Consider the following 25,897-nt stretch of genomic DNA (forward strand, 5'->3'; position numbering starts at 1 on the left):
GTTCAGGCGTGAGTGTCCAGCGGGATTCTGATGTTTCCGAGAGCGTCGATGTGCGCCTCGTAGCCAGCCGGAATGGTCACAGTGGTGGTGGGCACTTCGACCACCGCTGGACCTTGGATGCGGTGTCCTGCGCGGAGTAGTCCGTAGTCGTAGATCGCGGTCTCCTCAAATCCGCGCTCGACCTGTAAGAACACTTGCCGGTGCCCCTTGATGGCCTCCTGCGCATTGCTGCTGTCGGCCCGAAGATGCTCCGGCAAGGTGGGCCGGAAGGGCAGGCGGCCGACACCGCGAACTCGATAGGTGATGATCTGCAGCCCTGCGGCAGGCAATCCTGAACCTTCGCCATACAATTCGGCGTAGCGGCGCTCGAATGACTCGGTCATCAACCCGATGCCGGATTCATCAATATCTTCTGGCGGCGCCGGCGCGATGACCTCAAACATCTGCGCCGTGTAACGAGCGTCGAACTCTCTGGTCAAAGAGAGCGATTCAAACTCGACACCTTGCCTGTCAAGTGCATCGCTCACCTGGCTGGCAAGCGTTCGGAAGTTTTCGTTGACTCGATCCGGCGACACCGGGAAAGGCGACGGGTCGCTCAGTTCGGCGGACACGATCACATCCGATGCGGCAAGCCCATAGGCCGAGAAGCCCGAGGCCGCCGCTCCGAGAGGGATGACAAGTTCTTTGGCGCCGAGTTCCATCGAGAACGCCGAGGCGTGGATCGGACCAGCGCCGCCGAAGGCGTATACGACGAAATCGCGCGGATCATTTCCGGACTCGACGACGGATTTGCGCATCAAGTCCGCGGTTTGGGCGTTCTGGACCTCGTAGACCGCAGCCGCGGCTTCGCGGGCGTTGAGTCCCAATGGGTTTCCGATATTCTCCAGCAGAGCCTTCTCGGCAAGATCTACGCGCAACGCACGCTTACCGCCCAGGAAGTAGTCCGGGTTGATGATTCCGAGCACGAGGTCGGCGTCTGTGACCGTGGGGTGGATCCCTCCGTGACCGTATGCGGCTGGTCCGGGAACGGCCGCGGCACTCTTCGGTCCCACCCGCAGATTCCAGCCAGCGTCAATCCAGGCGATTGCCCCGCCGCCGGAACCGATCACATCGACCTTGATCGTGGGCACATTGATCGGATGTTGATTGATGATGGTCCCCGCAGCGCGCACGGGTTCACCGTCGACGACCAGACCCACGAGGAAGGTGGTTCCTCCCACATCAGCGGTGATGACATTCCGATGCCCCAGCTGAGCAGCCAGCCTTGACGCACCCACCACTCCGCCACTGAGCACCGATCCCACTGTCGTGATGGCCGAAGCGGGCGCTTCGGCGGACGACACCGTGCCGCCCGAACTCTGCATGATCAGCAGCGGACCGGCAACTCCACGTCGTTTGAGCTCTGCGGACAAGGGCTCGAGATAGCGCTTCAACGGAGGGCCAAGCTGTGTATTCATGATTGTCGTAGAGCTGCGGGAGAATTCGCGAATTCGAGGCGAAACCTCGCTCGAGATCGAGACGAAGACGTCTGGCGCGACCTCGTTGATGATCTGACGGATACGGCGTTCGTGTGCGGGATTCTGGAACGACCACAGCAACGATACGGCTATGGCGTCGATCCCACTATCGACGAGTTCTCGCACCGCCGCGCGGACCTCGTCCTCATTCAGGTGAACAAGGATCGTGCCACCTTGATCTACGCGCTCGGTCACCTCCATGACTTTGGTTCGAGGCACGAGAGGTGCGGGCTTGCGGGTATTGATCAGGTCCTGTGCCTCTGATCCCGACAGGCCGAGATAGCGGCCTTCGACATTCATGATGGCGATGGAATCACCATGACCCTTGGTGGTGATGAATCCGACGCCGTTGACATTGCCCGTGACCAATGCATTCAGCGTCGAGGTCGTTCCGTGTGCGATGTACGCCGTGTTCGCGAGCAGTTCAGCTTCGGAAATGCCCAGCGTTTCAGCCAGCTCGGAAATGGCGTTCAGCACCCCGTCGGCGTAGTCGGACGGGGTCGACGGCGTCTTCGCGCCGACCACCCGCCCCTGCTCATCGGCAGCAACCGCGTCGGTGAACGTGCCACCGACGTCTATTCCCAGCACGTATTGCATGTCAGCTCCTCGTTGTCGCGTTTGCGGTGTGTGACGTGGTGCTTGTCGCCGATCGTTCGGCGACGAGCAGGGACAGCCGAACCTTGTCGATCTTGGCCGACGGTGTGGTTGGAAGTGAGTCGAAGTGTTCAAGGCGCTCAGGCCATTTGAACTTCGCGACTTCACGGTCGTCGAGGTGTCGACGGATCTGATCAAGCGTGAGCTCTGGTGCAGTGGGCTCCAGTTCTACGCACAGGCATCCACGCTCGCCCAGTCGCTCATCGGGCACCGCCACCAGGGCTGCCCGACGCAGCCCCGGAAGCCCGATCACGAGGCCCTCGACCTCTGCGGCGCTGATCTTCTCGCCGCCGCGGTTGACCAGGTCTTTCGCGCGCCCTTCGAACGTGTAGTAGACGCCGCCGTCCCACTGGTGCCGGGCAACGAGGTCGCCAGTACGGTAGAAGCCATCGGAGGTGAAAGCGACGGCGTTCCGTTCCGGGGCCGCGAGGTAGCCGCGAATCGTGTAGGGACCGCGAGCGCACAGTTCGCCGACGACGCCGTCGTCGTCGACCTCTACTTCCTCGCCCAGTCGAAGCACCCGCACCTCGTCCAGACGCGACAGCGGTGTGCCGATACCGTGCTGGCGAACTGAACGCGGAGCACCCAGCGGAGAGACCATACATAGGCCCTCGCCCATACCGAACATATTCAGCACGGGCACCCCGCGGGACTCGAACGCCTCGAAGACGGCGTCGCTGATCTCTGATCCCCCCATCGTGATACGACGCAGGGACCGGGTGGCGGCATCGAGTCCCGGGTGCGCCACGATACCGGCGGCCAGGCCGGGTGGAATGAGCATGTCGGTGATCTCCAGCCGGGTCATCACGTCGAGCATGTCGTCAGGATCAGGCCTACCGATCACAAATGCACCGCCCACCGCGTGCGCAGCATGAAGCGCACAGACGATCCCGGCGTTGTGGACCAGCGGGACTATGTGCAACACCCGCACGTCGGATTCCCAGCCCAGCCTCTGCGCCCACGCGAGAGCGTTGTACCAGTATTCTTGGTGCTGGCGGGGAATCACTTTGGGGACGCCGGTCGTGCCACCCGACAACTGGAAGACCGCGACATCATCGGGGTCGATCTGAGCCTGGGCCGCATCGACCAGCTCTCGGACGCGTTCCGGTGAAAGATCGGCACCGGCCGTCATCAGTGAGCCGGGCGCGTCATCGAGGGGGAACACCAGCCGCTGAGAACCATCTTGCTCGGCAAGCGACCTGGCGAATGCGAGCAGGTCGAAAGACCTGTGGCACAACTGCACAATGTGGCCGGCGGCGTGAGTCTGGGCGGCAATTTGACGAATCTCGTTGCCGCGATGAGCACTTAGGGTGCACACCGGAATCAGCGCCGCTTTCATCAGGGCGTACCAGGCCACCACCGTGGCGACATCGTTGTCCAGTTGCAACATGACCGCCGCACCCGGCCTGAGGCCCGCATCGAGCAGTCCCGCACCGATACGATCGGTCTCGTCATCAAGCTCGCGATAGGTCAGGGAGCGATCGGGACCGATGAGCGCCAACGCATCTGGAGTTCTCGTGGCCTGGGCCGCGAGTTCTTGACCGATTGTTGCAGAACCCCAAACCTCCCGATACCGAGCCGCGTCGGCCTCGTCGAAGGGTTCGACATCGTCTTGCCATTGTGTGAGTTTCATTGGGCTAAAACCCTTTCCAACTCCGTGGCCGGTGCGATGGGATGGAGCATGTCGACGCGGCCCGCCACCAGCGCATCGATCCCGTCAGCAAGAAGATTGCGATCCAGGACGATCGCAACGGGTAGGCCTAGTTCGAGACGTACCCGCTCGCCGAATGCCAGGCGATGAACCAGTGCCGGTCTCCCGGCATCGCCCGTCACCACGACAACCCCCGACGCGTGGGATGCCGAGCCGCGCAACTGTTCGATGAGTTCTGTCGCGCGCTCGCCCCACGCGTCATCGAAGTCGACAGTCAACGTTGCGATTTCATCAAGGTCGGCCAGGTCGTCGACAATGCGTGTGCTCTGATTACCGACGGCGGCCTGACCGAGAATCCACTCGTCCGGGACCGAAGGCGGCACCTGGTCAGAGACTACGTCCGCATACGCAGCTGCTGCGCCTCGTACGAGCTCAGGATCGGTGCGGCGCAGATCATCGAGCCCCACGGCTCCACCCCGGCTCATGAACGACACGGCAACTCGCTCGGGACTGCCATCCATCCGATACGGGAACGACTCCCACCAGATCTTGCTCTGCATCGCACGCCACTGGAGCCGGTCGACTGCACCACGCCGACCCGCCTCATAGGAATGCAACTCCTGCGCCACAGCGTCAGGACTGCCGTCCGAGTGCTCCATCGCGACGCTGAGCGCGATAGCTCCCTCCATGGCCAGTTTGGTGCCCGAGCCCAATGACGGATGCGCGGTGGCCACCGCGTCGCCGAGTAATACGACGTTGCCGTGCGACCATCGTTGACAACGGACGGTACGGAAATGCGCCCACCGTGAAGCGTTGCCGAGCAGCGGGCTGCCACCCAGGAGATCAGAGAACGCATGCGAAAGGTAAGCAAGGCTCTTCTCGTCCGATTCACCCCGCGGATACACGTCGGCACCAAGGCCGGCTCGCGCGAGTGCATGATCGTCGGTCTCGACAACCCATGTCGACTTTCCCTCTGCATAGGGATATGCGTGCACCACGAACACCCCGTCGTCGGTGCGCACAGGCATGAAGGTCGTGCCGGGCAACTCAGTATCGCTACCGCACCAGATAAACTGGCCGCGCCCGACACTCACGGTGGCGCCGAGCTCGTCGCCGAGCCGCTCCCTGGTCTGGCTGCTGACGCCGTCGGCGGCAACCACCACGTCATATTCTGAGCTCAACGCAAGGGCGTCAGCATCGACACCGATGTGCATCCCCACTCCCGCGTCTTCGGCTCGATGACGAAGTATCCGAATCAGGCCACCACGATCGATGGCGACGCCGTGATGAAACGCGTTGAGAAACACCTCTCCGGCGGGGAGCCGAAACGACGCCGACGAGAACTGGAATGACATCGACATGATGTCGGCGTGGACGGCGGCGTCGACAGTTCGGATCGTTTCCAGAAGAGCGCCGGTCAGCCCGACACCGAATCCGAGAGCCTCGGATTCGGGGATGCGGTCATAGAGATCGATTTTCCAATCACTATGCCGGCGAGCCAGCAGCCGAGCACAGAACGCTCCTGCCGATCCGCCGCCGACGACAGCAACCCGACGCTGACGAACGGGGACAACTCCACTCATACGAACCTCATTTCGGTTCCCACAGGGACCTCTTTCACAGTGACGACACATCGGGTGGCTCACGCCTCTCGACACAACGTACTGTGATGGGACTCACGTGTCAATACTCGGACGCTGGCGTAGCACGACTGCGTCCGTAATTCGACAGAAGTGTTGACAGGCCTTGCGCCACAGTCCTAGCGTGGCCATATCCCGCTCCAGTACAGGAGGATTGACATGGCAGATCTCGCCGACCAGCATCTCGTTCACGGTGTCGACCACACCGCGTACCCAACCTTTGACCCTGAGGCCACGGTGCGGTTCTACCGCGATGTGCTGGGCTTCCCGGTGGTGCATTCGATTTGTGCTGCAGGTTGGGGGCCTGCCGACCACCCCGACTTCGTGCACTTCTTTTTCGATATCGGCGACGGAGACCGGCTGGCGTTCTTTTACTATTTCGGACTGCAGCCGCAGAACCTGACCGGCCGCGGCGATGCATATTCGGGCTTCGGCGCCGAAGTGCCCGAGTTCTTCCTCAATTCACGACACCTGGCAATCCATGTCGAATCAGAAGAAGTACTGCTGGAGTATCGCCGGCGTCTCGACAGCAGCGAGTGGCCAGTCGAAATGCAGGTCACTCACGAAACCATCGAGTCGATCTACACCCACGACCCCAACGGATACATGATTGAACTGACCCGGGCGTTGCGCCCAGTCACAGCGCAAGAAGATCTCGATGCCGAGATCGCCATCGAGGCACTCATCGATATCACCCGGAGGCCTGAGCCGACGCTCGGCAAGCTACTCGCCCGTAAGGCAGAACTGATCGTCGAGCGGGCTGCGCGCTGGCAGGACCCAAGCACATCCACATCACCTGCCACGGCTGAGGTTCGTCGATGATCGACCTATACATCCTCGACGTACCCGAGAACGCCGGCATCGTCACACTCGCCCACGCCGATGCATCACTGTCCACGAGCATGGTCGGCCCGTACTACCGCATCCACACTGAAGAGTCATCGCTGGAATTCGATCGCAAGGCCACCGGCTGTCGCCACGCTGTCTGGTACAGCGCCATCGCCGGACTCGCCGGCGGAACTGTCGTCGTACTCGACAAACACATGATGAGAGTGGAAACCGAATGACGCGCTCGACCTCACTCGGCTCAGGTCGCTACCTCGACACTTCCGACCGGCCCGAATATTCACATACCACGGTGCACGAATTGACCACCGCGGACAATGCCCGAGTACACGGCGTGCTCACCACGATCCCAGGATCGACGACGGTGGTCACACTGATGCATCCGCGCGCCGACGTCACCCATCACGGCATGGTCAACGAGCTTCTGACAAGCGGCGTCTCGGTCTGGACGCAGCACACGCGCTCGCCCAACAACGACCTCAACCTCGACCATGAACAAGCTCTACTCGATGTCGCTGCCGGAATGACTTTCCTTCGCGACGCGGGTTTTGAATCCGTGGTCACCCTAGGCCATTCAGGCGGCGGAACGCTCTATGCGTACTACGCCGAACAGGCGGGACTACCGTCGGAGAGACGGTTTCGTACCAGTCCGAGCGGGCGCCCGTCCCGACTCGGCGAGGCCGACCTCCCTCCTGCCGACGGCACGATTTTCCTTGCTCCGCACCCGGGCCAAGGACGACTACTTCTGGGGTGTATTGACCCCTCCGTCGGCGACGAAGCCGACCCCATGTCGGTCATCGAGGCACTCAACGCCTATTCCCCGCGGAATGGATTTGCCGAGCCGCCGAACTCGTCACAGTACAGCGAGGAATTTGTCGAACTCTACCGGCAGGCCCAATATGCGCGAGTCGAACGACTCGATACTCTCGCGCGCGAGAGCATCGAAGCCACGCGCACGGCACGCGCGCAGTTCGACACCACCGGTGATATGAACTACCGCCGACGTTCGCTGGCTCCACATATCATGGTGGTCTATCGAACCGACGCCGACTTGCGCACCGTCGACCTGCACATCGATCCCAATGAGCGGCCTTATGGATCCGTATTCGGTCGACGACCGGACTTGATCAACTACGGCCAAGTCGGGTTCGGCCGAATAACGACACCGGAAGCATGGCTATCCACGTGGTCGGGAATTTCCTCGCGGGCCGACTTCGTTCGATGCGCCGCCGGAGTGGAAGTTCCGACGCTGTTTATCGAACTCACCGGGGACCAAGCCGCGTTTCCCTCGGACACACGGCGAATGGTCGGCGCGCTCGCGGCCAGAGACAAGACACACGTCGCAGTTCGGGGGACACACTTCGGCGGACCCATCGCACCTGGCGAACCCACCGGGTACTCCCTTGCGGGCGAGCAGATTCAGCAATGGCTAGCCGCACGCTTTCCCGTGGTGGGTATCAAGTGACCCCATCCCAGCCGCTGGCCGGTATCCGCGTACTGGAATTGGGGAACTATATCGCCGCACCCACTGCGGGCCGAATGCTCGCCGACTTCGGCGCCGAAGTCATCAAAGTCGAACGCCCCGATACCGGGGACGAACTACGCGGGTGGCGACTCTATGCGGGCGAGACGTCGATGCTCTTTCGCACCATCAACCGCAACAAGCGTTCTGTGGAGATCGACCTTCGAACGGAGGCGGGGCAGCGGACCATCCAACGGCTGATCCCGCACTGTGATGTCCTCCTCGAAAACTTCCGACCGGGAACCCTGGACCGGTGGGGCCTGGACGCAAAGACACTCGATGCCCTCAACCCGAGGCTGGTCATCGCCCGTATATCCGCCTTTGGCCAAACGGGTCCGATGTCTGGGCAGCCAGGATTTGCCGCAGTCGCCGAAGCGATGGGCGGAATGCGAGCACTGATCGGCGAACCCGACCGCCCGCCGGCGCGAACAGGGGTATCCATCGGGGACACCATCGCCGGCTTGTACGCGGCCTTCGGCACGATCATGGCTCTTTATGAACGCGAGACCTCGCCCAGCCCTCCACCGATCGCTCGTCGTACCATCGACGTCGCTCTCAACGAGTCGGTTCTGTCGGTCATGGAATCACTCATCCCAGATTTCTCCGCGTATGGAGTGCGCCGGGAGCGGGTCGGTGGACGTATCGAAGGCATAGCGCCCAGCAATGCCTACCCGTGTGCCGATGGTCGCGACGTGGTCATCGCGGGAAACAGCGACGCCATATTTCAGCGGCTTATGGCGGTGATCGCCAGAGCAGACCTGGCCGCCGACACCGAACTCGCCACCAACGCCGGACGCTGGCGTCGCCGGGACGAACTGGATGTGGCCATCGGAGAATGGACCGCACAACATTCGAGAGACTTCGTACTGGAAAAGCTCAACGCAGATTCTATTCCAGCCGGCGCGATCTACACTGCCGAGGATCTCTGTGATGACGAGCAACTCCGATCACGCAATATGATTCAGAAGCACCGTGTTGACATCGCCGGGAATATCGAAGATGTCTACTTCTCCGGGATTGTTCCGGTCATCGGAGAACGCTCCGGCCCCATTCGCAGCCTGGGCCCTGATCTCGGAGAAGGCACGCGCGAAATACTTGAACGATTTGCAGATACGCTACCTGGTGAGGCACACGTATGACACCAACTTCGGCCATCAGCTCAACCACCACGATCAGGGACGTATCCCTACGCGATGGCCTTCAGCTAACTGGGAAAGTACTGCCAACAGAGAAAAAGGCACTCATCGTGCGCCGACTTTTGGCGCTCGGCGTACCCGAGATCGAGATCGGCTCCATGGCTCGGCCCGACCTCGTACCTCCTATGGCCAACTCCCTCGAACTCATTGGAGAGCTCACGCCCGAGGAACTCCGGCGATGCTGGGTGTGGGTGGCAACGCCTCGTCACATCGACAAGGCCGCGCAGGCCGGTGCGCGAAACTTCCAGTACTGCTTCTCGGCATCCGACGCTCACAACCGCGCGAATATCGGGCGTGATACCGAAGCAAGCGTCGCGGCCCTTCCTTCGGCAATCCAGATGGTCCAAGAGCTCGGTGGCCGGATTGAAATGTGTGTCGCGACCGCGTTCTCATGCCCTTACGATGGTGACGTTGATCCTCAACGGATATTGGACATTACCGCGGACGCCCGCACTCAGGGGGTCGATGACATTGTTCTGTGCGATACCCTCGGTCGCGCAGTCCCCGGCGAGGTAGCTCATCTGGTTACCGCAGTTCATCACGCGCACCCAGATGTGCGTGTCGCGTTTCACGGCCATGACACCTGGGGCATGGGCGTGGCCAACGCGATCACTGCGATCAATTGTGGCGCGAGGATGGTCGACGCGACGCTGGGCGGGCTGGGGGGGTGCCCCTTCGCCCCGGGGGCCGCAGGCAACACACCGATTGAGGACATTGCTTACGCAATCCGTCCGCCATGGCTGCGCCACTCCACCTTCGCCGACCTCGTCACACTGGCGGACGAGCTGCTGGCCGACGTTGCCGAGACGAGCGGATCAAAAGCGGCGAGAAGTTCAAAGTCCTCCACCACGCGTTCGGATTGGACGACGTAACTCCTGTTCGCCCGAGTCTGGCTCTACCAACTATTTTGTTGGGTCGATGTCGTCGCGGGAAAGCAGGACACGCGCCACCGCGGGTGAGTGGTGGACATGCCTATGCGGGCCTCGGGTGCGTGAAGTCCGCACTACCGCTTCATGAATAGGTCATCCTCCCGCGCCCAGCCAGCCAGCCAACGTCGTGATCGACGATGACACGTTCGACGATCCGATTGACGATGTTTCGCAAGGGTGGACACAGGCGGACACTACTCCGGTGACACCGTGACCGATGCTGAACTCCCGTGTATCGGACTCGCCGGGTGCGGTGTGGACTGTGGTCGGTGCGTCACCACGCATACGGGCGGACACCTCTGAGCCGCAGGCTGTTGGCGACCACGAACACCGATGAGAAGGCCATCGCCGCTCCGGCGATCATCGGGTTCAGCAGTCCCGCCGCCGCGATCGGCAACGCGGCGACGTTGTATCCGAAGGCCCAGAACAGGTTTCCCTTGATGGTACGCAGCGTGCGCCGCGAGAGCGCGATGGCGTCGACCACCTTGCGCAGATCACCGTCGACGATGGTGAGGTCGGCGGCCGCGATCGCGACGTCGGTTCCGGTACCCATCGACACACCGAGATCGGCCTGGGCGAGCGCGGCGGCGTCGTTGATGCCGTCCCCGACCATCGCCACCGTCTTACCCTGACGCTGGAAGTCCTTGACCGCGTTCACCTTTTCCTCGGGCCGCACCTCGGCGATCACCTGGTCGATGCCGACCGCGCCGGCCACGAAACGGGCCGCGCCGGCGTTGTCACCGGTCAGCAGCACGGGTGTCAGGCCCATGCGTTTGAGTTCGGAGATCGCTTCTCGTGACGACTCTTTCACCGTGTCGGCGACGACGATCACCCCGTACTCGGTGCTGCCATCACCGTCGATGGCGATGATCACCGCGGTCGCTCCCCGTTCGTGGGCGGCGTCGAGTGCCCGGCGCAGCGTCGTGGGTAGCCGCTCACCGAGTTCCCGGGGGCTGCCGACGCGCACCTTCTCGCCGCCCACGATCCCGCTGACGCCGACCCCCTCGGTGCTGGTGAAGTCGGTGACGTCGCCGATCGGAAGATGCTGGGCAGCAGCGACAATGGCCTTGGCGAGCGGATGTTCGGATGCCGACTCGACGGCCGCCGCAGCTGCCAGGAGGCGATCGGCGTCGACTCCGTCGGCGGGCAGGACCTTCTCGACCTGCATGACACCGGTGGTGACGGTGCCGGTCTTGTCCAGCAGTACGGTGTCGATCCGCCGTGTCTGCTCGAGAACCTCGGGGCCGGTCAACAGAATTCCCAGCTGCGCACCGCGACCGGTGCCCACCATCAGCGCGGTCGGAGTCGCCAACCCCAGCGCACACGGGCAGGCGATGATCAGCACGGACACCGCCGCGGTGAACGCGAAGCCCACCGGCGAATCCGACGCGACCGCCGCTCCCAGCCAGAATCCCAGTGCAGCAACGGTAATCGCGATCACCACGGGAACGAACCAGGCGGAGATCCGGTCGGCGAGGCGCTGCGCCCCGGCCTTGCCGGCCTGGGCGTCGGCGACCATCCGGGTCATCTGGGCCAGCGCGGTGTCGGCGCCGACGTGGGTCGCCCGCACCAGCAGTCGGCCGCTGGTGTTGATCGTCGCGCCGACCACCGCGGCGCCGGGGCCGACCTCGGTCGGCATCGACTCCCCGGTCACCATCGACGCGTCGACCGCCGAGGCGCCGCCGACGACGACGCCGTCGGTGGCGATCTTCTCACCGGGCCGCACGACGAATTCGTCGCCGACCGCCAGCTGCGCGATCGGAATCCGCTGTTCGACACCGTCGCGTACGACGGCAACATCCTTGGCGCCCAGGCGCATCAGCGCGCGCAGTGCGTCACCGGCGGTGCGCGTCGCGCGCTTCTCCAGGTATCTACCGAGGAGCAGGAAGGTCGTGACGCCCGCCGCGGCCTCGAGGTAGATGTTGGCGCCGCCGTCGCCGCGTTGGGGGATCAGGTCGAAGCCATGAGTCATGCCGGGTTCGCCTGCGGTGCCGAGGAACAATGCGTAGAGCGACCACCCGAAGGCGGCGAGCGTCCCCATCGACACCAGGGTGTCCATGGTGGTGGCGCCGTGACGCAGGTTCACCCAGGCGGCGCGGTGGAATGGCCACGCACCCCACACCACCACGGGTGCGGCGAGCGTCAACGACAGCCACTGCCAGTAGGTGAACTGCCACGCCGGGACCATCGCGAGCACGACGACCGGGATGGTCAGGGCCGCGCTGATCAGCACTCGGGTGCGCAGCGCGTCGAGATCCGGGTCGGCGTCGGCGTCGTCGGGCGCCGACGGGCCGTCGTCGACAGGTGCGGCGTCGTACCCCGCGGATCGGATGGCCTCGATGAGCGCGGCGGTATCCACATCGGAGGGATGCTCGACGTGGGCGCGTTCGGTCGCGAAGTTGACGGTGGCGTGCACGCCGTCGAGTTTGTTGAGCTTGCGCTCGATGCGGTTGGCGCACGACGCACAGGTCATCCCCTCGACGTCGAGGTCGAGGCGTTCGGTGGTGGGTGCGGTCATCGGTGACCTCCGTGGAGATCGGTGGTGGTCGAGTGATGTTCGGGCACTGCCACTCCCGTGTCGGGCGCGACCGCATGCCCGACGGCGAACGCGATGGCGAACACCGCCGCGAGCGCCACCAGGAAGGCGGCGACCCGCACGACGGTGCTCGACGCGACGGTGTTCGGGATCATGTGCGGGTCACACCAATTGGTAGCCGGCTTCGGTGACGGCGCGGGCGACCGCCTCGCGATCGAGGGGCGTATCGCTGGTCACCTCCACCCGTCCCGAATCGACGGTCACGTCGACGTTGCGCACTCCGGGGATCTCCTCGATCTCCTCGCGAACCGACGCGGCACAGTGCCCGCAGGTCATGCCGGTGACAGTGTAGATCTCGCTCGCCATGAGCACACTCCTTGTCAGTGGATAATCACTTGTGGGACAGCATATTTCAGGATTTGACCAGACGCGCGATGGCCTGCACGGCCTCGTCGACCTTGGCCTTGCCCTCGGCGTCGCCCTCCTGGGCCGCCCGGACCACACAGTGATTCATGTGCTCCTCGAGCAGGCCGAGACTGACCGCCTGCAGGGCCTTGGTCATCGCCGAGACCTGGGTCAGGATGTCGATGCAGTACTTCTCTTCTTCGACCATCCGCTGCAGACCGCGAGCCTGGCCCTCGATCCGCCGAAGGCGGCGCAGATAGTCATCTTTGTTGCTCATGTAGCCATGTTCGGCGTGATCCATGATGTCCTCCTCGGGCACCGAGCCTTGATACCCCCTACAGGTATACGCCGCCGCGTCGGTAAACGCTACCCCCCTAGGGTATGGGTGTGTGTGACGGAGACAGCGCTGTCGGCGCGGTAGAGAGCGCTGTCGGCGCGGTAGAGGGCGCCGTCGGCGTGGAAAAGAGCGCTGTCGGCGTGGAAAAGAGCGCTGTCGGCGTGGAAAAGAGCGCTGTCGGCGCGGTAGAGAGCGCTGTCGGCGGGGTGGAGGGCGCTACTGTCGGCGGTCAGTCGCGACGCAGCGCGGCGGCCAGTCGAGACAGAGCCGTCGCGACGTCGTCAAGAGCGTCGCCGACCTCGGTCAAGCCCAGAGCCGGTTGCGGATCATCCGACGCCCCGGCCGATTCCCGGGCCGAGTACTCCGAGGGCGCCGGCGCCACGGGTCGCGAGGCCGATGTGGCGGCCGCGTACGGCTCGTCCGGCGCGAAGGCGGGCTCCGGGCGCGACGCGGGAATGTCGAAACTATGGCGTCGGCCGTGATACGGGGTCTGATCGTGCGGGGGCGCCGAGTCGGTGGACCGACGGCCGCCCCGATAGTCCGACTCCTCGGCCGTCGGCGGTTCGGGCATGGAGAGCTCGGGACGAGAGGGTTCGGGCCTGGGCGGCTCCGGCATCCGATGCGACCCGCGGGCACCTACCCCGGCGACCGGCAGGTCACCGGTGGACGGACCGTGGGATCCGCTCGCACCCGGTGTCGTCGGGCCCTGCGTCGAGTACTCCGGCCCGGGGGCCGAGGAGTGCACCCCGGCATGTCCGTGGCCACCCGCGGCCATCCCGGACATCGCGGTCGGCGCATGGCCATTGGACCGGACGTAGCGGTGCGGCCCGGGGTGACCGTGAAAGTAGAGGCACGGGGCGTTCTCCAACGAGCGCACCGGGCACGGATTGCGTTCGATCAGCGACTGCGCGTGGGGGTCGAAATCGTTCCACTCCAGCCAGAATCGGCGATCATTGCGCGGCGTGATGCTGCCGTCGGTCGCGTGATTGCCGCGGTGACCGATCGGCAGACGACATTCGAGCATCCACCCGGCCGACTCGGGGAGTCCCAGCGCGCGGCGTTCGGCGGCCGTACTGACCACCGTCGACCAGCAACCCTCGCTGTCCATCGAACCTCCCATTCGCGCGGCCCGACCGCGCTGTGCCCGGTGGGTCCACGCGACGTCCACCGAGGGCGGACCTGCCGCACCGACAGCCTGCTCGTCACCGTGTGCGGTATGAAACGCGACCCCCGCCGGTCAGTGTACGAAGGAAGACCCGTCGGGGCTACCCCGGGAGGCTCACCGGCGCGGCGTCGGCGACCTCGGCAATCACACCGCGCTCCAGACCGAAATACCTCGACCTCACGTCGACGTCGGACCGCGGGAAGTCCGATCGCACGTGGCAGCCGCGTGACTCGCGGCGCGCGGCGGCCGCGGCCACGACCACACCGGCAGCCAGGGTCAGTGACGCGTCTTCGGCGTCGGCGACCCCGACGATCCGGCGCCTCGGCGCCGACGCCAGCAGCGTTGCGACCTCGGCGAGGCCGGAGGCGTCGCGGCGCAGCGCGACGTGTCGGCTCATCGCATCCTGGAGGGTCCTGCGGTCGAGCGCGGGAAGATCCCCGTCACCGTGCACCCCGTCACCGTGCACCTCGTCGACTGCGGCTCCCCTGATCGCGTCGCGATCGGCCATCGCGATGCCGGCCGCGCGGATGCCCATGACCACGCCCTCGAGCAGGCTGTTGGAGGCAAGGCGATTCGCTCCGTGCAGACCGGTGCGGGCCACCTCGCCGGCCGCGAGCAGACCGGGCACCCCGGTGCGGGCGACGGTGTCGGTGACCACGCCACCGCACTGGTAATGCGCCCCGGGCACCACCGGGATCAGACCGGATTCGACGGACAGCCCGGCCGCCCGCACACCCGCGGTGACCGTAGGGAATCGATCGGCGAAGCGATCAATATCCGAAACATCGAGGTAGACGCACGGATGACCGGTGCGGTCGAGGGCAGCCGTCGCGGCGTTGGCGACGACGTCGCGGGGAGCGAGATCGCCCAGCGGGTGCAGGCCCGCGGTCACCGACGCTCCGTTGACGTCGACGAGCCGGCCGCCCTCGCCGCGGATCGCCTCGGTCACCAGGGTGCGCCGCCCGCGCTCGCCCGGCGTGTACAGCATCGTCGGATGGAACTGGATGAACTCGAGGTCGGCGACGCGGGCTCCGGCACGCAGTGCCAGCGCGATTCCGTCGCCGGTGGCCCCGGACGGGTTGGTCGTGGCCGCATACAGATGCCCCGCACCACCGGTAGCCAACAGAACCGTCGGTGCCGATACGACGCCGGGCTCGCCGACCACACCGTCGGCGCTGCTGCGTAGGTAGGAGATGCCGACGACACGGCCGACGACGTCGGTGAGCACCCGCGTCACCACCGATTCGTCGAGGCATTCGATGCCGCCTGCGGCCTGCGCCTCGCCCAGCGCAGACCACAATGCGCGTTGCACGGCCGCGCCGGTCGCGTCGCCACCGGCGTGCAGGATGCGCCGTACCCGGTGGCCACCCTCTCGGGTCCGAGCCAGTGCACCGGTGTGATCACGGTCGAATTGTGTTCCCCACGAGATCAATTCGGAGACCGCCGCCCAGCCTGCGTCGAGGATGGGGCGGCTCGCGACGGGGTCACTGAGGCCTGCACCGGCAGCCAGGGTGTCGGCGAGATGGGAATCGACGGAGTCGACGGGGTTGTCGGGCATGACCACCGCGACACCACCCTGGGCGTAGAAGGTGGCGGTCGGCTGCTCGGTGCGGTCGGTCTGCCATCGCGGACCCTTGTGCACCAGTACGACGCAGAGTCCGGCTGCCCGCGCGGTGAGTGCCGCGGCGATACCCGCCACTCCCGCGCCGACCACGACGAGGTCGGCGGATCGTGACACGGCCATGGTCCACCTCTTTCCTTGCTCCCGTCACAGCGGCTGCGGCGACGGGACTCTCTCCTGCGAACAACCCGCGGAGCACGTTTTCGATTCCCAGTCGAAAACCTCTCCCGGCGGACTCTACGCCACCGCACGCGCCCGACATACCCTTTAGGTGCGCAGATGCGCACATATTGGTACGGTTCGTCCTGTGCGAACCCTGCTCACCAACCCGACGTTCGGCCGGCTCTATCTGGCGCAGATCGTGTCGCTGGCCGGGACCGGGCTGATGACGGTCGCGCTCGGACTACTCGCCTACCGCCTGGCCGGCGACGACGCGGCACAGGTCCTCGGTGCGGCGCTGGCGGTCAAAATGGTGGCGTACGTGGTGATGGCGCCGGTCATGCGCGCCCTGCTCGCACGGTTCTCCCCGGCCCGGGTGCTCATCGGCGCGGATCTGACCCGCACGGCCATGACGGCGTGCCTGCCGTGGGTGGAGCACACGTGGCAGATCTACCTGCTCATCTTCGCCCTGCAGACGGCGTCGGCGACGTTCACGCCGACGTTCTCCGCGACGCTGGCCCACGTCGTCGCCGACGAGGACGACTACACCGCCGCGGTCTCGGCGTCGCGAGCCGCCTACGATCTCGAGGCGCTGCTCAGCCCGCTGCTCGCGGCCGCATTGTTGACCGTGTGGTCCTACTCGACGCTCTTCGCCTGCACCGCAGTCGGTTTCGTCTGCTCGGCGCTGCTCGTGCGCTCCTCGGGGCTACACCGCACCCACCTCACCTCTCCGACGATGGCCACCTTTGTCGACAGGCTCGGCTCGGGTGCGCGAATCATGTTCGGCCACCGAGTGTTCCGTCGGATCCTGTGGGCCAACCTCGCCGTCGCGGCGGCCACCGCAGTGGTATTCGTCGGCACCGTCGTCTACGTCCGCGCCGATCTGCACGGCAGCGACTCGACCGTCGCCGTCGCGCTGGCGGCTTTCGGCGGCGGATCGCTCGTCGCGACGCTGCTGGTACCCGTGCTGTCCCGTCGTGCGGGGGTCTCGGCGGTGCTGCTCGTCGGCGCGGGCGGGTGCGCCGTCGGGTTGGCCGGTGCCGCCTGGTGGCTGGCCGCGCAGCCCAGTACCGCGGCCCTGCTGCTGACCTGGGTGGTGCTCGGCGCGGCCACCTCACTGGTCAACACCACCGTGCCCCGGCTGATCCGCGACCGCACCCCGACCGCGGCGCGCGACGACGTCTTCGCCGCGCAGTTCTCGCTGTCGCACGCCGGATTCCTGCTCACCTACTCGATCGCCGGGTGGGGCCCGGCACTCGCCGGTTCGGCGGCAACCGTCGGCGCATTGGCAGCGCTGGCCGCGGCTGCCACCGGATTCGCGACGTGGACCGGCCGGGCCGCCACCGTCGACGAGTCCGCGTCGTCGCCCGCGCGGCTCGCGATCTCTCCCCTACGATGACCTCACGGCGCGCCCGAGCCGCCGCACCGCAAGCGAGGTCAGGTGGACGAGGTCAGATGAAGGTCGAGGACGACTCACCGGCGCCGAGTCTGCACCATCGCGTACACGCCGACCCCGAGCTGTTCGGCACCGCGGCATCGACCTTCGCGATGCTCGCCGACCCGACGCGCCTGCACCTGCTGTGGCTGCTCAGCGAGGGCGAATCCGACGTCTCCGCGCTCACCACCGCGGTCGGCGCGTCACGCACCGCGGTCAGCCAGCACCTGGCCAAACTGCGTTTCACCGGACTCGTCGACACCCGCCGGGACGGCCGGCGGATGATCTATCGCATCCGCGACGGCCACGTGAGCCGTCTCGTCGCCGAGGCCATCAATCATGCCGACCATCGCGTCACCGGAGAACCCGCCCACGAGTAGCTCCCGATGTCCCTGGGAGCCCCGATCTCCCTGGGAGCCCCGATGTCCCTGGAAGCAGGGTGGACGAGGTGGCGCTCGGTACACTGGCCGGCGGTGACGATCATGAACAAGCCCCTTGTCAACACCCCCCGCACGGAACCCTCCGGTCTTCTCGATCCGCATGAGCAGGGATCGGTGCGCACGCAGTTGCGGCCGGTCTCGCCGCTGTCGGAGGCCTACCGATTCGGTTCGACGGCCGTGCATGCCACGGCTGGCGTGGCCCGGTTCGCGTTCGGCACCGCCACCGACGCGCTGCGGCTGCGCCCGCCGACCGCACAGCGCACGACCCGACGCGCAGCCCACGAGGTCCGCACCACCTTCGAGCATCTCGGACCCACCTACGTGAAGCTCGGTCAGCTGATCGCATCGAGCCCGGGAGTCTTCACCGAGACCCTGGCGTCGGAGTTCGAGTCGCTGCTCGACCGGGTCTCCCCGGCCGACGATGCCGACATGCGCGCACTATTCATCGAGGAGTTCGGCCGGCCGCCGGAGGACGTGTTCGCGACCTTCGACACCGAGCCGATCGCGTCGGCGTCGATCGCCCAGGTCCACACGGCGACGCTCGCCGACGGCACCGAGGTGGTCGTCAAGATCCAACGGCCGGGCATCGGTGAACGGCTGGCACCCGACGTCGCCATTCTCGATCGCCTCGCCGCGCTGGCCGAACTGTCGGAGTACGGTCGCATGCTCAGCGCCCGGCACGTCGTCGAGGACTTCGCGACCGGCCTCGACGCCGAACTGGACTTCCGCAATGAGGCGTCGACGATGCGCGAGTGGTACGAATGCCTGCGCCCGGGCCCGTTCGGCGACCGGGTACGCGTGCCCGCCGTCTACGACGAGTTCACCACCGCCCGCGTGCTGACGATGGAACGCATCTACGCCACCCGCATCGACGATGCCGCGGCAGTCCGCGCCGCCGGGCACGACGGTGTTGCGTTGTGCCGCAATCTCCTTCTGTCCCTTCTGGAGTCGGCGTTCCACGGTGGCCTGTTCCACGGCGACCTGCATGCGGGCAACGTGCTCGTCGACGACGCGGGCCGGCTCGTGCTGCTCGACTTCGGCATCGTCGGACGATTCACCCCACGCACGCGACGCATCCTGCGTCAGCTCGTCGTGGATCTGATCGTGCGCAACGACTACGAATCGGCGGGGCGCGCGATCTTCCTGCTCGGCGCGGTACGCAATCCGGGCTCGACCACCGCGGGCGGCGCCGACATCGAGAAAGTCGCCAAGCCGTTGTCGAACACCGACCTCGGCTCGATGAGCTACACCGATCTGGGACGTCAGCTTGCCGCCGTCGCACGCGCCCACGACGCCCGGCTGCCGCGCGAGCTGGTGCTGGTGGGCAAGCAACTCCTCTACGTCGAGAAGTACATGAAGTTGCTGGCCCCGCGGTGGAAGGCGATGAGCGACCGCGAGATCTACGGGTACATGGCCGGGATCATGAAAGAGGCCGAGCGTGATCGTCGATCGACGGGATCCGCAGGCCGCTGAGCCGATGGCGAGGCGTTGGGCCGCGCCGCGGGCACCCGCCATTAGGGTGGAACGCAGTCGCGAGCGCCCGACGATGGCTCGACGTCGCCAACCCTAGGGAGACGATTGATGAAACGAGTGTTGCCGGCGCTGCTGGCGTTCTTCGGCGTGGCCTGTATCACCGCCGCGATCGCCATTCCGCTGGCCTTGGTCCCGCAACTCCGGGTGGTTCCACTCGATCTCGATATCACGTCCAATGCGACCACCGTGCCGGCCGACGGTTCTCCCGGTGAACGCTTCCCGGCGGTGATCTTCGATCGCTGCTCGATCGGTCAGGCCAAGGCCGAAACCCTGCAGGCGCACCTGACCCAGCAGCGCCGGTCGGTGATCGTCGACCCGTCGGATCGTCGGCAGGCCACCGTCCAGTCCGCCCAGACCGTGCAGGTCGACCGCACGCGCACCGCGGGCGGTGACGAGGCGCAGCCGCCGGCACCCAACGCCAGCGGCGATCTGGAGTGCAATGACGGCCTGCTGACCGCGAGCATCGACCGGGTTTCGGTGAGCCGCAAGACGTCGGTGCCGAACGGCACGGTCAGCTCCCTGCAGGTCGAGGCCGCCCCCAAGGGTGTCGACGCCAAGGACGTGTCGGTTCAGCTCACCAACCGCAAGGGCTTCCAGTACAAGTTCCCGTTCGACACCAAGAAGCGCTCGTACCTCTACTACGACCTCAATACCCGCCAGGACACCGACGCCAAGTTCGTCGGCGAGCAGACCATCGACGGCGTCAAGACCTACCACTTCCGGGCCCAGGTCCCCGAGACCGATCTGTCGACACTGCCCAACCCGCAGAACGAGGCCGCGCTCGGCACCATGCTGACGATGCCGGCCAAGTGGTGGGGCATCTCGGGTGCCGGCGTGCGACCCAACGACCAGGTCAACATGCACCGCTACGCGACCGCGACCCGCGACGTCTGGGTGGAGCCGGAGACCGGTACGATCGTCGACGGCCGTGAGGAGCAGCATCAATACTTCCGGTCGCCGTACAAAGATGACGAGTCCACCCCGGCCGCGGTGCGCAATTATCAACTCGACGCACTGAAGGGCACTTTTGCCTGGACCGATGGCACCGTCTCCGAGCAGGCATCGAAAGCCAAGCACTACATGGGATTGCTGAAGCTCGGCAATCTCTGGTTGCCGATGATCCTCGGCATTGTCGGTGTGCTCCTGCTGCTCGCGTGGCTGCTGTTGCTGCTGCGCGCCCGCCGCAACCGCCCGACTGATCCCGACGACGACCTGGACCGCGGAGATCTCGCGGCCGCCGAAGGTGGCGCCGAGGTGCCCGACGGTGACGAGGCCGGCGGAGCCGAGCTCGGATGGGACGAGCCCGGTTCGGAGGAGCCGACCGTCGTCGAGCCGCGCGGTGCGGCAGCAGCGGCGGCACCGACCGCGGTCATCGCCTCCCAGCGTTCCCGCCACAGTGCACCGCAGTCCCCCAATCCCGAGGACGACGACAGCGCCTATCTGTGGGATCGGCCCACCCAACGCATCCCCCGCGTCGAGGGACCGGCACCGAAGATCGACGGCGATCGGGACTTCCGGTCGATCGACGATTCACCTTCGACGTCAACGGGTTCCGATGAGATCGCCCATGACGGCGGCGCCCACGAGAAGAGCGACCCCGACGACGAGACGTCGGTCTTCCGGCGGCCGCCGGCGGAGTAGCTCATCGCGGAGGGTTGGTCGTCGCGGGCGGTGATGATCGCCCGCGGTTGATCGAGGGCCTGCAGATCGAGGCCCAGCGCACGGGCCCGTGGGGATTGTCGGGTCCCCCACGCCCGCGGCTCCCACCTCGCAAGTGTGTAAGTCGGCTTATACCGTGGCTGACTGAGCGTCCGGCGAGGTGAGCGAGGTGAGCATATGTGGCGTTTCGGTGCTCTTGGCTGCGCGCTGGGCGGCGCGGTCGCCGGTGTGCTGATCTCGACGTCCGTCGCGGCACGGCAGGCGGCACAGGTGCTCTCCCCGACGCGGGCCGCGCGCCCCAGCGCCGTCCCGGAGCAGCCGGGTGGCCGAGCGGATGCCGTCCGCCGACCCGTCTGAGTTCCCGTTACACAACGAACGAGGGCCGGTGATCAATGATCACCGGCCCTCGTTCGTGTTCGTTCAGGCGCTCGCGGGCGTCCAGACTCCGATCAGTCGATCAGAAGAACGCCGGGGCGAAGGTCGTACGCCAGGACTGCTTGAAATCGTCCTGCCAGTAGGTCCACCAGTGGTCACCATCGGGGGTGATCCGGGTCGTCAGGTGCAACGGCAGGGTGCGCAGGCGGGCGATGTAGATCTGGCTGCTGGTCGACGCGGCGACCTCGAGCGGGACCATCTGGGCAAAGTGCACCGGATTGAAGTTCGCGCTGCCCGGGGTGATCGACGAGTCGTACTTGCTGCCCATGCCGGTGCCGGCCGAGACGTAGACGTAGTGACCCGAGAGGTTGCCCGCCGAGAGGAACGGGTCGTTCTGGAACCACTCACCGGCCGGGTAGAAGCCCCACATGTTGTTGGGGTCGCCGCCCATGGTCGAGACCGAGGCCTGGATGCCCTGGGTGAACCCGGGCATGGTCACCGTCGGGTAGCCGCTGTAAGACGCGACGGCCTTGTAGAAGCCCGGGTGACGCGAGGCCAGGTTCAGCGCGGAGGTGCCCGACATCGACAGTCCGGCGATGCCGTTGCGCTTGTTGTCACTGCCGTGCTTGGCAGCCATGTAGGCGGGCAGTTCGCGGGTCAGGAAGGTTTCCCACTTGTTGACGCCCAGCTTGGGGTCGGGGCGCTCCCAATCGGTGTAGAAGCTACCGCCGCCACCGAACGGGATCACGACGTTGGTGCCCTTGCCGGCCATCCAGTTCGCGACGTTGGTGTTGATCAGCCAACCGCTGTTGTTGTTCGGGGCGCGCAGGCCGTCGAGGAGGTAGAGGGTGGGCTTGTTGGCACCCGCCCCTCCGTCGACGATGCACACCGGAACCGAGCGGTGCATGGCGGCGGAGTAGACGTTCTCCACTCCGCAGCCTCGGGCAGCATGGGCGGCTGGCGCGGCAACCGTGGTGACACCGGCAACGGCGGCCAAGGCCACCATTCCCGCCACCAGGCGCTTACGGGCGCGAGTCAGCATCAGTTGTCAATCCTTACGATCGTGACCCGAGCGGGCTCGTTCACATGGGTTGTGCGGGGTGGTGGCGGCTCTCCGCCCGGGACGATCCCCGTCGCGGCCGATAGTAACGGCCCCATAACACCGCGGCAAAGGCGCTCGAGGGGCCACCACCCACTGCGACAGATCCTGCCAGGCTCGGGTGACTGCCGTCACCTGCGCCAATCACGGTTGGACGTCGACTTGATCACATTGGAAAAAGAATTCTGAGATGCGGTCCGAAATGTCCTGAGAGTCCTTAAAGAGTTGCGCGTGAATGTGCGCCACGCCGCACCGGTGCCGATCAGGTGTCGCGCGCATTAGTGTCGGTGTCGACTCTCAAGGAGGTCCAGTGACTCAGCAGCAGGCCGATGCGATTGTCGTCGGGGCCGGTTTGGCCGGACTTGTCGCCACATACGAACTCACCCGCGCCGGACGCAAGGTGATCGTCGTCGATCAGGAGAATCGCAACAATCTCGGCGGACAGGCGTTCTGGTCGTTGGGCGGGCTGTTCCTCGTCGACACCCCCGAGCAACGACGTCTCGGCATCCACGACTCCGCTGAACTGGCGCTGCAGGACTGGATGGGCTCGGCCGGCTTCGACCGCGACGACGAGGACTACTGGCCGCGACAGTGGGCCCGCGCCTACGTCGACTTCGCCGCGACCGAGAAGCGGCAATACCTGCACGACCTGGGCCTGCGGGCACCGCTGGTGGGCTGGGCCGAGCGCGGCGGCGGATTCGCCGACGGCCACGGCAACTCGGTTCCGCGATTCCACCTGACCTGGGGTACCGGCCCCGAGGTGGTGCGGATCTTCTCCGAGCCGGTGCTCGACGCCGAGCGGCGCGGCCTGGTCGAGTTCCGTTTCCGCCATCGCGTCGACGACATCGTCGTCGAGGACGATATGGCGGTCGGGGTGCGCGGCGCCCTGCTCGAGCCCACCGACCTCGAGCGCGGGAAGGCGTCGAGCCGCGAGGTGGTCGGCGACTTCGAGATCCGCGCCGGCGCCGTCGTCCTCACCACCGGCGGGATCGGCCACAACCACGATCTGATCCGCGAGAACTGGCCGGTCGAGCGCCTGGGTCCGGCGCCGAAGACGATGATCGCCGGCGTACCCGCCCACGTGGACGGCCGGATGCTCGGCATCGCCGAGGACGCGGGCGCGAGTCTGGTGAATCGCGATCGGATGTGGCATTACACCGAGGGCATCATCAACTGGGACCCGATCTGGCCCAACCACGCCATCCGGATCATCCCCGGGCCCTCATCGATCTGGCTCGACGCCAACGGCGACCGGCTGGCTCCGCCGAACTTCCCCGGCTTCGACACCAACTCGACGATGAAGGCGATCCTCGCGACCGGTCACGACTACTCGTGGTTCATCCTCACGCAATCGATCATCGAGAAGGAGTTCATGCTCTCGGGTTCCGAGCAGAATCCTGATCTGACGCGCAAGGATCTCAAGTTTGCCGCCAAGAGTCGTCTGGCCAAGGGCGCGCCCGGACCGGTGGCCGCGTTCGTCGAACACGGTGAGGACTTCGTCGTCGCCGACAACCTCGCCGAACTCGTGAACGGGATGAACACGATCACCCGCGGACCCCACCTGGACCTACAGAAGGTCGAACGCATCATCTCCGCGCGCGACGCCGACGTCGACAACAAGTTCTCCAAGGACGCGCAGCTGATGGCCATCACCAATGCGCGGCAGTATCTCGGCGACAAGGTGGCCCGGGTGGCCAAGCCGCACAGGATCCTCGACCCCGAGCACGGCCCATTGATCGCGGTGCGGCTAAACATCTTGACCCGCAAGACCCTCGGTGGACTCGAGACCAACCTCGATTCGGCGGTCATGCGACCCGACGGGTCGGTCTTCGAGGGCCTTTACGCCGCCGGAGAGGTCGCCGGTTTCGGTGGCGGCGGTGTCCACGGTTACAACGCTCTCGAGGGCACCTTCCTCGGTGGCTGCATCTTCTCCGGCCGGGTTGCGGGGCGGGCGATTGCGCGGAAGTAGTACCCCAGCGCGGCGCGGAGTGAAAAGGCTTGCCTGATCTCATCTTTCGCAGGGTTGCCTCAGTACCCACGACCATCCGGGCAGTCGGATAGGGTAGACGACGTGCCGGTGCCGCAGACGATTCTGACACGCAAGACCACACACGCCCTGTTTTTGGTCATGACGATCAACGAAGGCGGAGAGTCCGGCGTCCGCGATTTCCTCGCCGAGCTGGGCTCCCGTATCAACTCGGTGTCTTCGCGTGCCCCCGATCAGGCACTCGCCGGGATCGTCTCGATCGGCTCGGCCGCCTGGGATCGCCTCTTCGACGGCGCGCGCCCACGATCGTTGCGGCCGTTCGTCGTCTATGAGGGGCCGGTGCACACCGCGCCGGCCACCCCGGCCGATCTACTCCTGCACATCAAGGCCGATCAAGCCGACCTGTGTTACGAGCTCGGCAGACTCGCCATGAACGATCTCGGCGAGGCGGTCACCGTCGTCGACGAGATCCATGGCTTCCGCTACTTCGATCTGCGTGACCTGATCGGCTTCGTTGACGGCAGCGAGAACCCGGTGGGGCAGGCGGCGATCGACGCGATCACCGTCGGCGACGAGGACCCGGCATTCGCCGGCGGCAGTTACGTCGCCATCCAGCGCTACCTCACTGACTTCGCCGCCTGGAACGCCATCGGCGTCACCGAGCAGGAAAACGCCATCGGCCGAACCAAATTGGACAACATCGAGATGTCCGACGACGTGAAGCCCACCAACTCGCACATCGCACTCAACGTCGTCGAGGACGCCAACGGCGAGGAGATCGACATCGTCCGCGACAACATGCCCTACGGAAATGTCTCCGGTACCGGCGAACTCGGCACCGGTGAGGCGGGCACCTTCTATATCGCGTACTCCTCGGGCCCCGACGTCACCGAGGAGATGCTGCGCAAGATGTTCATCGGCGACCCGCCGGGCAACTACGACCGACTCCTGGACTTCACCACCGCGGTAACCGGCGCCCAGTTCTTCACCCCGACAGTCGATTTCCTCGACGATCTACCCCCGGCCCCGGTTGCCGACACCGAAGACGACGACTCCGACGACGCCCCGCCTGCAACCGCCGGACCGAAACCCACCTCTCCGTCGCGTCCGAGCGATGGGTCCTTGGGCATCGGTTCACTGCACTGACGCACTGCCACCCCGATCGATCCGACCCACCACCAAGGAGACGCC

At 65.7% G+C, this 25,897-nt stretch carries 22 protein-coding genes; 12 read left to right on the forward strand and 10 right to left on the reverse strand.

The genetic code is table 11. The features are described 5' to 3' along the window. Positions 1–2: 2 nt before the first annotated feature. From QNM97_RS21455 to QNM97_RS21465, 3 genes are read right to left on the reverse strand one after another with little or no spacing between them, the layout of a single operon-like run. A complete protein-coding gene (locus QNM97_RS21455) occupies positions 3–2,114 on the reverse strand; it encodes a hydantoinase/oxoprolinase family protein (RefSeq protein WP_283820236.1) in 2,112 nt (703 codons plus the stop codon). A gap of 1 nt (position 2,115) precedes the next feature. Continuing rightward, positions 2,116–3,804, reverse strand: a complete 1,689-nt coding sequence (locus QNM97_RS21460; RefSeq protein ID WP_283820237.1) for an AMP-binding protein — start codon at positions 3,802–3,804, stop codon at positions 2,116–2,118. Then, complete coding sequence (locus tag QNM97_RS21465) at positions 3,801–5,183, reverse strand: FAD-dependent monooxygenase (RefSeq protein WP_283820238.1); 1,383 nt, start codon at positions 5,181–5,183, stop codon at positions 3,801–3,803. Before QNM97_RS21465 ends, QNM97_RS21460 begins: the two co-directional genes overlap by 4 nt. A gap of 438 nt (positions 5,184–5,621) precedes the next feature. Here QNM97_RS21465 and QNM97_RS21470 point away from each other — a divergent pair, with 438 nt between their 5' ends. From QNM97_RS21470 to QNM97_RS21490, 5 genes are read left to right on the forward strand one after another with little or no spacing between them, the layout of a single operon-like run. Next, positions 5,622–6,284 (forward strand): VOC family protein, encoded by a 663-nt coding sequence (locus QNM97_RS21470; RefSeq protein WP_123931274.1) that lies wholly within the window; start codon positions 5,622–5,624, stop codon positions 6,282–6,284. Further along, complete coding sequence (locus tag QNM97_RS21475) at positions 6,281–6,529, forward strand: hypothetical protein (RefSeq protein ID WP_123931276.1); 249 nt, start codon at positions 6,281–6,283, stop codon at positions 6,527–6,529. The genes QNM97_RS21470 and QNM97_RS21475 overlap by 4 nt, the downstream gene beginning before the upstream one ends. Further along, on the forward strand, positions 6,526–7,773 hold the full coding sequence (locus QNM97_RS21480) for an alpha/beta hydrolase (protein WP_283820239.1): 1,248 nt from the start codon (positions 6,526–6,528) through the stop codon (positions 7,771–7,773). Before QNM97_RS21475 ends, QNM97_RS21480 begins: the two co-directional genes overlap by 4 nt. After that, on the forward strand, positions 7,734–8,969 hold the full coding sequence (locus QNM97_RS21485; protein WP_502874950.1) for a CaiB/BaiF CoA transferase family protein: 1,236 nt from the start codon (positions 7,734–7,736) through the stop codon (positions 8,967–8,969). Before QNM97_RS21480 ends, QNM97_RS21485 begins: the two co-directional genes overlap by 40 nt. Then, on the forward strand, positions 8,966–9,898 hold the full coding sequence (locus QNM97_RS21490) for a hydroxymethylglutaryl-CoA lyase-like TIM-barrel protein (RefSeq protein WP_283820241.1): 933 nt from the start codon (positions 8,966–8,968) through the stop codon (positions 9,896–9,898). Before QNM97_RS21485 ends, QNM97_RS21490 begins: the two co-directional genes overlap by 4 nt. A 331-nt stretch (positions 9,899–10,229) precedes the next feature. Here QNM97_RS21490 and QNM97_RS21495 read toward each other — a convergent pair whose 3' ends face one another. From QNM97_RS21495 to nadB, 6 genes are all read right to left on the reverse strand, one after another. Next, complete coding sequence (locus QNM97_RS21495; RefSeq protein WP_283820242.1) at positions 10,230–12,473, reverse strand: heavy metal translocating P-type ATPase; 2,244 nt, start codon at positions 12,471–12,473, stop codon at positions 10,230–10,232. Next, entirely contained in the window at positions 12,470–12,646 is a 177-nt protein-coding gene (locus QNM97_RS21500; RefSeq protein WP_283820243.1) for a hypothetical protein, read from the reverse strand. The genes QNM97_RS21495 and QNM97_RS21500 overlap by 4 nt, the downstream gene beginning before the upstream one ends. 7 nt (positions 12,647–12,653) lie before the next feature. After that, complete coding sequence (locus tag QNM97_RS21505; protein WP_283820244.1) at positions 12,654–12,857, reverse strand: heavy-metal-associated domain-containing protein; 204 nt, start codon at positions 12,855–12,857, stop codon at positions 12,654–12,656. 46 nt (positions 12,858–12,903) lie between these two features. Further along, on the reverse strand, positions 12,904–13,197 hold the full coding sequence (locus tag QNM97_RS21510) for a metal-sensitive transcriptional regulator (protein WP_283820245.1): 294 nt from the start codon (positions 13,195–13,197) through the stop codon (positions 12,904–12,906). A gap of 265 nt (positions 13,198–13,462) precedes the next feature. Next, on the reverse strand, positions 13,463–14,341 hold the full coding sequence (locus tag QNM97_RS21515) for a hypothetical protein (RefSeq protein ID WP_283820246.1): 879 nt from the start codon (positions 14,339–14,341) through the stop codon (positions 13,463–13,465). Between the two features lie 157 nt (positions 14,342–14,498). After that, positions 14,499–16,142, reverse strand: coding sequence for an L-aspartate oxidase (nadB, locus tag QNM97_RS21520; RefSeq protein WP_283820247.1), 1,644 nt, complete (start codon positions 16,140–16,142; stop codon positions 14,499–14,501). A 184-nt stretch (positions 16,143–16,326) separates the two neighbouring features. On the opposite strand from nadB, the gene QNM97_RS21525 reads away from it, so the two are divergent. The 5 genes from QNM97_RS21525 to QNM97_RS21545 all read left to right on the forward strand — a co-directional run bounded on the left by QNM97_RS21525 (position 16,327) and on the right by QNM97_RS21545 (position 21,602). After that, positions 16,327–17,577, forward strand: a complete 1,251-nt coding sequence (locus QNM97_RS21525; protein ID WP_283820248.1) for an MFS transporter — start codon at positions 16,327–16,329, stop codon at positions 17,575–17,577. 56 nt (positions 17,578–17,633) lie between these two features. Beyond that, the gene (locus QNM97_RS21530; RefSeq protein ID WP_208793828.1) at positions 17,634–17,993 is read left to right on the forward strand and encodes an ArsR/SmtB family transcription factor; all 360 of its coding nucleotides are present in this window, start codon (positions 17,634–17,636) and stop codon (positions 17,991–17,993) included. Positions 17,994–18,086: 93 nt separating this feature from the next. Next, positions 18,087–19,526 carry an ABC1 kinase family protein gene (locus tag QNM97_RS21535; RefSeq protein ID WP_283820249.1) on the forward strand — a complete coding sequence of 480 codons (1,440 nt, stop codon included), beginning with the start codon at positions 18,087–18,089 and terminating at the stop codon, positions 19,524–19,526. A gap of 108 nt (positions 19,527–19,634) precedes the next feature. Next, a complete protein-coding gene (gene pgfA / locus QNM97_RS21540) occupies positions 19,635–21,227 on the forward strand; it encodes a cell envelope lipid trafficking protein PgfA (protein WP_283820250.1) in 1,593 nt (530 codons plus the stop codon). 195 nt (positions 21,228–21,422) lie between these two features. After that, entirely contained in the window at positions 21,423–21,602 is a 180-nt protein-coding gene (locus tag QNM97_RS21545) for a hypothetical protein (protein WP_283820251.1), read from the forward strand. A gap of 100 nt (positions 21,603–21,702) precedes the next feature. Here QNM97_RS21545 and QNM97_RS21550 read toward each other — a convergent pair whose 3' ends face one another. Continuing rightward, positions 21,703–22,662, reverse strand: a complete 960-nt coding sequence (locus QNM97_RS21550; RefSeq protein WP_283820252.1) for an alpha/beta hydrolase — start codon at positions 22,660–22,662, stop codon at positions 21,703–21,705. A 367-nt stretch (positions 22,663–23,029) separates the two neighbouring features. On the opposite strand from QNM97_RS21550, the gene QNM97_RS21555 reads away from it, so the two are divergent. Continuing rightward, entirely contained in the window at positions 23,030–24,688 is a 1,659-nt protein-coding gene (locus QNM97_RS21555; protein ID WP_283820253.1) for an FAD-binding dehydrogenase, read from the forward strand. 102 nt (positions 24,689–24,790) lie between these two features. Then, a complete protein-coding gene (locus QNM97_RS21560; protein WP_283820254.1) occupies positions 24,791–25,852 on the forward strand; it encodes a Dyp-type peroxidase in 1,062 nt (353 codons plus the stop codon). Positions 25,853–25,897 lie beyond the last annotated feature (45 nt).

This window comes from Gordonia sp. L191 (genome assembly GCF_030077625.1).
GTDB classification, from domain to species: Bacteria; Actinomycetota; Actinomycetes; order Mycobacteriales; family Mycobacteriaceae; genus Gordonia; species Gordonia polyisoprenivorans_A.